Consider the following 10,066-nt stretch of genomic DNA (forward strand, 5'->3'; position numbering starts at 1 on the left):
TCGTGCTGGTGTCCACGGACAAGGCCGTGCGGCCGACCAATGTCATGGGCACGACCAAACGCGTGGCCGAGCTGCTCATGCGCGCCAGGAGCGGGGGCCGAACCACATTCATGGCCGTGCGCTTCGGCAACGTGCTCGGCTCGTCGGGTTCGGTCATCCCGCTCTTTCGCAAGCAAATCGCCCACGGCGGCCCGGTCACGGTCACCCATCCCGAGGTGACGCGCTACTTCATGACCATTCCCGAGGCCGCCCAGCTCATCGTTCAGGCCGGAGCCCTGGGCCGGGGCAAAGAAATCTTCATCCTCAAAATGGGCCAGCCCGTGCGCATCGCCGACCTGGCCCGGGATCTGATCGTTTTGTCCGGCAAATCCGTGGACGACATCGAAATCCGCTTCACGGGCCTGCGGCCGGGCGAAAAGCTTTACGAGGAACTGATCACTACCGGCGAAGGCATCATCGAAACCGGCCACGATCAGATCATGGTTTTGGAGCCTCTCGGCGAGCACGAAGCCCAACAGTGCATCGGGCCCCTGCTCCAGGCCGCCACGACCTTTGACGCGGTCACGATCCGACGGGAACTGGAACGCCTGGTGCCGGAATTCCACCCCGACCCGACACCTGGTCTTGCCCAGGACAAGGGCCGTGGTTGACAGCGTCGTATTTAGTCCGCATTGGGACGTGTTGGTGATGACTTCCCTTTTTTTGATCCCATCACTTGAATTTTTTTGAATGATTTGTGTCTGTCGCCGATGGACGTGATCGCGTCGTGAATCGGCGCGGGGTGGATGTTTCATGGACTCTGGATTTATGATCCTGGCCCTTATCATTGGCCTGTATGTAACGCTGGGGCCTTTGGTATTCGTCTTTCTGTATATTATTTTCGATCGTCTGGCCGAATACGAGCCCAAGCCAAAACGCAAATCCGGGGAAATCTTGCCCAAGGACAACGCATTGCTATCCCCACGGCACATTCGGATACTGCTTGATCGCAAAAAAAATGGATGCACGAATATCTCATGATGCCTCCCATGGATATTTTTGAAGAAGAACACCATGGGCATAATGAATAAATATGCCATGGCGTGGTATGGATTGAATTCATGAAAACAATGAAGGATTTTTTACGGAAGTGGAGAAAATATTTTGTCTACGCCGGATTCATAAGCTGTTTCATCAACTTGCTCCAGCTGACGTTTTCGTTTTATATGTTCGCGATCTACGACGCGATATTCAGCAGCTATGACCACGATTCGCTCTATTCCATAACCGTTATCGCCGTTTTTGCCCTGTTTTTTCTTCTTTTTTTCGGCTTCCTGCGCAAAAGAATACTGCGCATGGTCGGCGTCGATCTGGTTGCCTCGTTCAGTCCGCATATTTTCCGGCACACGCTCCTGGGGTACGCGGGGCCATCCAAACAGGCCTACCAGCAAGGCATGAGCGACATTTCGACCCTCAACGCGTTTTTGAACAGCGATTCCCTGCCCGCTATTTTCGACATCCCATGGACGCCGTTTTACGTTCTGATCATCTTCCTTTTCCACCCCATGCTGGGCGTGGTCACGCTGGGCGTGGGACTGGCCATCCTGCTGCTGATCTTCCTCCAGGACCGGTACACCCGGGATCGCCTCGTCAAGGCCAATTCCCTGGCCCAAGGCAACAAACGCTTCCTGGACTCCATGCTGGCCAACGCCGAGGTGGTCAATGCCATGGGCATGGGCCGAAGCGTTCATGACCGCTTTGACGCCCGGAACACGGAAATCGTCGTGCATCAGACCATGGCCAGCCGCTATGCCGGCCTGACCCAAAGTTCCATCAAGTCGATTCAGATCCTGATGAACGTTCTGCTTTACGCCGTCGGCTCCTGGCTGGCCATCACGGAAAATTTCAACGCCGGCCTGATCATCGTGGTTTCGGTCATCGAGGGGCAGGCCCTGTCTCCCTTCATGCGCGTGCTGTTCGGTGCCAAGACCATTGTCCAGGCCCGTGAAGCCTACAAACGCCTGCATGGCTTTTTTTACCTCCTGTCCAAGGTGCCGCCCAAAATGTCCCTGCCCGCGCCGCGCGGCGCCCTTGTCGCGGACCGGGTCACCTTCGCCCTGGGTGGACGACTGCTGCTGCGCGAAGTGTCCTTTGATCTGGAGCCAGGCGAATTCATGGGGCTGGTCGGTCCCAACGGAGCGGGCAAAACCACCTTGCTGCGGGTTCTCCTCGGCCTGTGGCCCTCTATTTTCGGTGCCGCGCGCCTGGACGGCGTCAGTCTCCAACTCTGGGACAAGACGGAGCTCGGCCCCCACATCGGATACCTGCCCCAGGAGGTGGAACTTTTCCCGGTAAGCGTGGCTGCGAACATCGCCCGCCTGGGCGAGGTGGACATGGACGAAGTAACCAGGGTGTGCCGGATCGTGGGCATAGAATCCATGATCGAGGCCCTGCCCCAGGGTTACGAAACCATGGTCGGCGGCACGGATGGAGTGCGTTTTTCCGGCGGCCAGAAGCAACGCATCGGGTTGGCCCGGGCACTTTACGGCGCGCCCAGGCTGTTGCTGCTGGACGAACCGAATTCCAATCTCGACGAGGCGGGCGAAGAACGCCTGATCGACGCCCTGACCCGGATCAAGGCCGACCAGGGCACGACCTGTGTCATGATCACCCATAAATTTTCCTTGCTGGGCGTCGTGGACAAGGTGCTCATGCTCCAGAACGGACAGGTCGCGTACTGGGGCCCAAGGGATGAAGTTCTCGCCGCGATATCCCGTCCGGTCAATCCTCCCGCCGGAATCGGCGGCGCGGGATTGGCGGCGGTCTCGGCGTAAGGGAGAGAAATATGCAATGGAAGACAATGCTTGGGCTGCTGTGCGCGCTGATCATGCTCGGCGCCACGCCGGCCCTGACCGCGGATGATCCGACGCGGCCCCCCGCGTACACCATGCGCGAATGTGTCGAAATGGCCATCGAACGCAGTCCTCGAATTTTGGCGGCCGAGGAAGCAACGCGCAAGGCCGAGGCCGAAATCGGCGTGGCCCGTGCTGGGTTTTTCCCGAAGCTGTCCGGTGTCGGGTCCCGAAAAAAGATCACCGGTCTGGACAGCACTGGCGCCAGCAACAGTGACTACGACGACCAGGTGGTTGATTCCTATGGCCTGCAGCTGACCCAGACGCTGTTCGCCGGGTTGACCGTCTTGAATGGCTATCAGAGGGCCGTCCTGGCGCACCAATACGCCCTGGCCGAAAAAGAGGAAGCCGTGTCCCGGTTGATCCTGGACGTCCAGACCGCGTTTCTGGACAGGCAGCGGGCCGTGGAAGAGGCTCGGATTCACGCGGCCCACCTGGAAAGCCTGGAAATGAACGGCAAGGCCCTGGCGGCGATGTTTGGCCAGCACCTGGTGTCCTACAGCGACGTTCTCGAAGTGGAGGTGGAAATCGCCAACGCGCGGCAGACGCTAAGCGAGACGGAGTCGTTCATCGCCACCAAGACCATCGAACTCAAGGGGCTAATGCGGATTCCCTTTACCAACAAAATCGACTTCGTGCCCAATGCCTGGGATGTCGGCTACGCCCCGGAACTGACCCTGGAGGATATCCGATGCGAAGCCCTGACGACCAGTCCGGCCGTGCGTCTGGCCAAACTGGCCATCGAGGTCGTGCAAAAGGACCGGGACGTGGCCAAGGGCGCGTTTTTACCCCGGCTCAATCTGAGTCTGGGCTATAACAACATCGATGTCGATTATCGGCTGCCCTCGGAGACGGCCTACGGCGATTACGACCGGGACTACTCCACCCTGTATACCGTGGGACAGCTGAGTCTGGAGTGGGATCTCTTCGCCGGCGGGCGCGACTATTACCAGGTACGGCGGATGAAGCACGAAATCAGCCGCCTGCAACACAACCTGCGGGATCAGGAATCCCTGATCTACACGGCGATCGAAAAGGCCCATACCTCTTTCGAGGATTCGCGGAACCGGGCCGCCCATGCCTTGGCGTTTTTGAAAAGCGCCCGGGAAAACGTGGCCATGGCCACCGCCCGTCTGGACAAAAGCCTGGGCACGTTGCCGGAGCTCATCATGGCCAAGAGCCAGTTGCAAAACGCCGAATCCAACCTGGTCAAAACCCAGGTCGACTGCCAACAGGCCTTGGCGAATCTGTACCACGCCATGGGCCGGCGTACTTTTTCTCTGCAGTAAAGGGGACACCATGAACCGTTTTCTCAAAAAGTGGAAGCGAGCCCTCGGATTCGCGGGCTTCTTCAGTTTGTTTATCAACATGCTGCAGTTGGTTTTTCCTGTGTACATGCTGATTATCTTCGACAAGGTCCTGGCCAGTCGCAGCATCCCGACCCTGCTCACGGTCAGCGTCGGCGCGGTGCTGGCGCTCGTGGTCCTGGCGTGTCTGGATTTTCTGCGGTCCCGGCTGCTCATCCGGGTGGGATTGTCCGTGGACCAGAACCTGACCGAGCCGGTGGTCCGCGAAATGATGCGGGACGCCGTCCGGATCGATTCGCGCTCGTACCGGGAAGGAATCGTGGACATCAACACGCTGCGGAACTTCCTGGCCGGCAACGCGGCCTTTTCCTTTTTCGATCTGCCGTGGGTACCAGTTTACGTGGCCGCCATTTTCTGCATGCATCCGCTGCTTGGCTGGCTGGCCGTGGCCGGCATCCTTGTCGTGTTGGTCCTGGGCATTGCCCAGGAGTACTTGAGCGGCCCCCGGTTCACCATGGCCAAGACCATGGAACGGCACTCCGGACAACTGCTGACCCTGGGACTGCGCAACGCCGAGGTCATCGCCGGCATGAACATGCTGCCGGGGATGATCGCGCACTGGAAGGAGCCCTATGACCAGGCGCTGTACCTCCAAACCAAGGCCTACCGCTTCAGCACGGCGCTGGGATCCGTGTCCGGCAGCTTCCGGACCGCGATGCAGGTTCTGGTCTATGGATTGGGCGCGTACCTGGTTTTGGAAAATGAATCCACGGCCGGGGTCATGATCGCCGCGTCGGTCATCATGCGCCAGGCCATGGGTCCCGTGGACCGCATCATGGGCACCTGGAAGCAGACCGTGGACGCCCGGGCGGCCTACAAACGCTTGGCCGGCCTGCTGGAAGCGGCGTCGGAACGCCCGGCCATGGAGCTGCCCGATCCCGAGGGCAAGGTGGATGTCGAGACGGCCAGCCTGGCCATTGGCGGCCGCCCAATCCTGGCCGGAGTGTCTTTTGCCCTGGCTCCGGGAGAGTCCATGGGCCTGATCGGCCCCAGCGGCGCGGGAAAAAGCTCCCTGTGCCGCCTGTTGCTTGGGATCTGGGGCGCCACATCGGGCACGGTACGCTTGGACGGCGCCGACATCGCCACCTGGGACCGCGATGCCCTGGGCCGGCATATCGGCTACCTGCCGCAGGACGTGGAGCTTTTTGCCGGCACGGTCAGTGAAAATATCGCGCGCATGGGCACGGTCGAGCCCGAAAAAGTGGTCGAAGCCGCTACCCTGGCCGGCATTCACGACATGGTCCTGCGTCTGCCGCAAGGCTACGACACGCAAATCGGCGACCTCGGCATGCAGCTGTCCGGCGGCCAGAGGCAGCTGATCGGTCTGGCCCGTGTTTTTTATGGCGGCCCGAAATTCGTCATTCTGGACGAACCCAATTCGAACCTCGACGATTCCGGTGAGCGCGCCCTGGGCCAGGCCTTGCGGGAGCTCAAGGCCCGCCGGGTGACCACCGTCATGGTCACGCACAAGCCGTCCTTGCTGGCGTCCGCGGACAAGGTCCTCGTGCTCAAGGAAGGCAGATCGGCCTTTTTCGGCCCCCGCGAAGAGGTTTTCCAGGCCATGGCCGCGGCCAGCGCGGGGCGGGCTTGATGGATCGGGTGCACGGCCCGGAAACGAAAATCGAGACGAGAACGCACGAGGAGAGTGGACAATGTCAACGCTGACACCCGAAGAACTCAAAGTTTTGGATACCAATCCACGCCCGATCATCTGGACCGGGCTGCTCATTATCGCGCTTTTTTTCGGAGGTCTGATCGCCTGGTCCGTGTTGCTGCCCTTCCACGGCGCGGTGGTGGCCGCGGGCACGGTCAAGGTTTCCCAGAACAAGAAGACGGTCCAGCACCTGGAAGGGGGGATCGTGGACAAAATCCTGGTGCGGGAGGGAGACGCGGTCAAGGCCGGACAGGTGCTGATCCGGTTGCGCGACGAACGCATCGACGCATCGGTATCCCTGACCCAGGGGCACCTCTGGGCCAAGATCGCCCTGGCGGCCCGCTTGCGGGCCGAAAGCCAGCTCAAGCCGGCCATCGAGTGGCCCAAGGAGATGCTCGCGGCCGAGGCCGAACCGGAAGTCCGGGCTGCCCGTCAGAAAGAGGAAGAAGTCTTTGTGTCTCGGCTACGCGACATGGAGGGAAAAATCTCCCTGCATAACTCCCAAATCCGGCAGTTGCGCGAGCAAGCCGACGGCGCCCAGGCCGAACTCACTGCCCAGCAGGACATCATCGCCAGCCTGGGGAGCGAAATCACCGCCAAGAACGCCCTGCTCCAGGAAAAATATATCGACAAGGCCCAAATCCTCGAGCTGAACCGCCGACTGGCCACGGCCGAAGGGCAGGCCGGCAGCCTGCGGCAGAGCATTGCCGAGGGCAAGCAACGCATTGATGAACTGCGGCTGCGCATCGTGGATTTGCGCAACACCTATCGCGAGAACGCCATCACCGAACTGAGCAAGGTCTCGGACGAAATCTTCCAGCTTCGGGAACAGCTGCGCCCCATACGGGACTCCAAAAAACGTCTGGACATCCTGTCCCCGGTTGACGGCGTTGTCCTGAACATGCAGGTCCATTCCGAGGATTCGGCGGTCATTCGCGCCGGCGAACCCCTCATGGATATCGTGCCCAAGGATGCCAAGCTCATCGTTGAAGCCAGGATTTCACCCACGGACATCACCAAGGTGTTCAAGGATCAGGAGGCCGAAGTCATGCTTTCGGCCTTTGACCGGCGCGTCATGCCCCGGTTTCCAGCCGTTGTGGACTATGTCTCGGCCGACCAGCTCAAACAGCAGACCTCGGCTGGAGACATGCCCTTTTACGAGGTGCACCTCGCCGTGGACGAGGAGGCGCTCACCAAGGCCGGCGCCTATCTGTACCCGGGCATGCCCGCGGAATGCTATATCACCACGACGGAGCGCACGATTTTGTCCTACCTGCTCGACCCCTTCTTCAAGGTCATGGACAACGCCCTGCTTGAACAATAGCCAACGACCCTTCCCGGGGACGCTGCACACCAAAAGCTCCCGGACACCTCGCGGCGTCCGGGAGCTTTTTTTCGTGTCAGCCCATCGGATTTGAACGCGACGCGCCCCCTATTCGATGATCACCCCGGCATAGCCCACCACCCGGGACAAATCGCCGTTAACCTCGCCCGATGTGGCATAGGCCACGAGTTCGGCTTTTTTGGCGCCCATGATGTTGGCCAGATGCATGCCCATGGTCATGGGCAGCACCCCGCACATGGAAATGTTTTCGCCACGTACCGTGCCATAAAATTCCATGGGATTGAGGGCCAAGATCGGGGCCAGGGCGCGCTTGTCGATTTCACGGGTGGCCGCGTCCGAGGCGAAATGGTTCATATCCGAGCTGACCACGACCGTCACCTCGCGCCCCAACGCGGTCAGCACCTCGGCGATTTTCGAGGCCGCGCCGCCCAATTTGTGCGGTCGGGGGTCTCCGACCACGATGGGCACGATGCGCAAGTCCGGATTCTTGGCCCAGAGAAAGGGCAGAACCACTTCCAGGGAATGTTCCTGGATATGCGCCACCCGATCAGCGGTCAGGGCGGGTTCGGCCTCCAGGAAGGCCCGGACCAGCTCCGCGTCCACGGTCAGGGACGCGCCGGGGAGATTCCATTTGCTGTCCGGCCATACGGCCAGGGGGGCGCCCATGCCGGTATGGTTGGGGCCAAGCAGCAGGACCGTGTCCGCCAGTTTGGCCTGGGCCAGGGTCTTGCCGGCCACGTTGCCGGAAAACACATGCCCGGCGTGGGGCACCATGACCAGCTTGGACGTGACCTCGCGTTCGGTCTGGCCACGCATGCAGCCCCGCACGACGTCCAGCCACTGCTCGAAACTGTCGGCGTAAAATTGCCCCGCCACGATGGGTTCGCGGTCAAAACTCATGACTCCTCCTATCGAAATCTTTGTGTTTCCTGTTCCAAACGCTGGGCTTCCAATTCCGAGGCGGCCATGCGGCTGTACAGGGTATCGGGCTTCTTGGCGATCAAATCGGTCGCGATTTCCCGCCATTTGTCTCGATCCCCAAGCTTCTTGTACAGCAGGGCCTTGCGGTACGCGAAGGCGGGCCACCCCGGATCGGCCTCGGGAATATATTCATCATACTGCAACACCCAGGACAAGGCATCCTGATCGCGACCCGACGCCTCGGCGGCCCGGATCAGCATGTCCAGACAGTCCTTGATCTTGGGAATGTCCGTCTTTTCCTTGACCAGCAGGTTCAACGCGTCCTGGGCCAGGATTCCGGCCCGTTCCACGTCGCCCGAGGACATGGCCTGTCGCGCCAGAAAATACAAGGCATAGGACCGCTGGGCGTCGGGCACGCCCATGTCCGTGGCCAGCTTGGCCCAAAATTTCTGGCTGTCGCGATGCTCGTCCAGATTTTCGTGGGCCAGTCCGGCGGCATAATCCAGCTCGCGCTGCCTGTCCGGCGGCAGGTTCCAGGCTGACGCCTCGCGGACCACGTCGATCACGTCCCGCCAGCGTTTCAGTCCGACCAAGTTGGACAGCACCAGATCAAGGGCGGGCTCGGAAAAACCGTTCCGGGGCTTGGCCTGGATCAAGGGTTTGGCCATGTCCAGACCCCTGTCCGTCTGGTCGTTCTCCAGCATGGCCGTGGCCACGGCCAGCCGGACCCCGGGCTCCAAGCCGCCGTTTTCCAACAGATGTCCGTGCTCGTCCCAGGCGCGCAGCACGGTTGGAAAATCCCCGGCGGCATGGCTGGCCAGAATCCATTCACGGATGGCTCTGCCCTGCACCGCGCCGTTCTTGTCCGACAAATCATGGTCGGGATAATCCGCCGCGAAGCGGGCCGCTTCCCGCAAGGCCGGCTCGTAACGCTTGTTCCACAGATACCACATGGCCAGCTTGAGCCTGGCCACGGGGGCCAGACTGCCGTCCGGATTTTCCAGGATACGGCCATAAACGGCTTCCGGATCCAAGGCGGGGCGCCGGGGAAGAGGGCCGACAAAGTCCGCCGTGGGCGCGAGCAGCCCTTCCTCGGCCAGACGCATCTGGGCGATGAGCCCGCCTTCCTTGTCCGGATACTCCTGGGCCGCCTTGTGGAACGTGTCCCGGGCCGCGCCGTGCTGGCCGGTTTTGACAAAGATGTCGCCAATACGGACCAGGGCCATGTCCGCGTCGAAACTTTGGGGATACACATTGTAGTAGGTCCAGAAATAATCCCTGGCCTTGTCCAGGTCCCCGGTCGCCAGGGCCGCGTTGCCAGCGGCCATGAGAAAACCGGGATAGCGCAGGTGCACTCCAGGCCACTGTTTTTCAATGCGCCTGGCCGATTCATACGCCTTGTCGGCATACCCCAAATCCCCCAGGCACTTGAGCAAGCCCACGGCGCTGGGCTCGGCCGCCGCGCTTTTCGGATGATTTTGCAACACGTACTGAAAATGGTCCGCCGCCTTTTGCACGGCGCCTTGGGCGGCATAGTGCTCGCCCCAATAATAATCGATCATGGGCACGCGGGGATCCTCGGGAAATCGCCGCCGCAAATAATCAAAATATCCCCTGGCCTCGGGCACGTTGCCCACGGCCAGATGAAGATAGCCGATATTGGCCAGGGCTTCGGGCAGCCGCTCCGAAGGCGGGTCGTAATTCTTGGCGGCCTCGTACGCGGCCAGGATCTTGGAAAAATTGGCGGACAAATCCGACCGGCCCTCCTGCATCAAAATATCGGCAACCATGAACAGGAGCTCTTCCCGCAGATCATCGGGCACGTCCTGTTGGCGCAGCATGCCTTGCAGAATTTCCCGCGCCGCCGCCAGCCGCCCGTCGGCCAGGG

At 60.9% G+C, this 10,066-nt stretch carries 8 protein-coding genes; 6 read left to right on the top strand and 2 right to left on the bottom strand.

The window, feature by feature from the left end:
* The 6 genes from EOL86_09235 to EOL86_09260 form a co-directional block, all read left to right on the top strand.
* On the top strand, positions 1-650 hold a 650-nt coding region (locus tag EOL86_09235), incomplete at its 5' end, for a polysaccharide biosynthesis protein (protein ID NCD25759.1).
* A 142-nt stretch (positions 651-792) separates the two neighbouring features.
* On the top strand, positions 793-1,020 hold the full coding sequence (locus EOL86_09240; protein ID NCD25760.1) for a hypothetical protein: 228 nt from the start codon (positions 793-795) through the stop codon (positions 1,018-1,020).
* An 80-nt stretch (positions 1,021-1,100) separates the two neighbouring features.
* Complete coding sequence (locus EOL86_09245) at positions 1,101-2,813, top strand: type I secretion system permease/ATPase (GenBank protein ID NCD25761.1); 1,713 nt, start codon at positions 1,101-1,103, stop codon at positions 2,811-2,813.
* Between the two features lie 11 nt (positions 2,814-2,824).
* A complete protein-coding gene (locus EOL86_09250; GenBank protein ID NCD25762.1) occupies positions 2,825-4,180 on the top strand; it encodes a TolC family protein in 1,356 nt (451 codons plus the stop codon).
* Between the two features lie 10 nt (positions 4,181-4,190).
* Entirely contained in the window at positions 4,191-5,849 is a 1,659-nt protein-coding gene (locus EOL86_09255; protein NCD25763.1) for a type I secretion system permease/ATPase, read from the top strand.
* Between the two features lie 61 nt (positions 5,850-5,910).
* The gene (locus tag EOL86_09260; protein ID NCD25764.1) at positions 5,911-7,236 is read left to right on the top strand and encodes an HlyD family type I secretion periplasmic adaptor subunit; all 1,326 of its coding nucleotides are present in this window, start codon (positions 5,911-5,913) and stop codon (positions 7,234-7,236) included.
* Positions 7,237-7,344: 108 nt separating this feature from the next.
* Here EOL86_09260 and amrB read toward each other — a convergent pair whose 3' ends face one another.
* Both amrB and EOL86_09270 read right to left on the bottom strand, forming a co-directional pair.
* Positions 7,345-8,157: an AmmeMemoRadiSam system protein B gene (gene amrB, locus EOL86_09265; protein NCD25765.1), complete on the bottom strand. Its 813-nt coding sequence runs from the start codon at positions 8,155-8,157 to the stop codon at positions 7,345-7,347.
* Between the two features lie 8 nt (positions 8,158-8,165).
* Positions 8,166-10,066 (bottom strand): tetratricopeptide repeat protein (locus EOL86_09270; GenBank protein ID NCD25766.1); only part of this gene is annotated, 1,901 nt, incomplete at its 5' end.

It is taken from the genome of Deltaproteobacteria bacterium (genome assembly GCA_009930495.1).
Taxonomy (GTDB): Bacteria; Desulfobacterota; Desulfovibrionia; order Desulfovibrionales; family Desulfomicrobiaceae; genus Desulfomicrobium.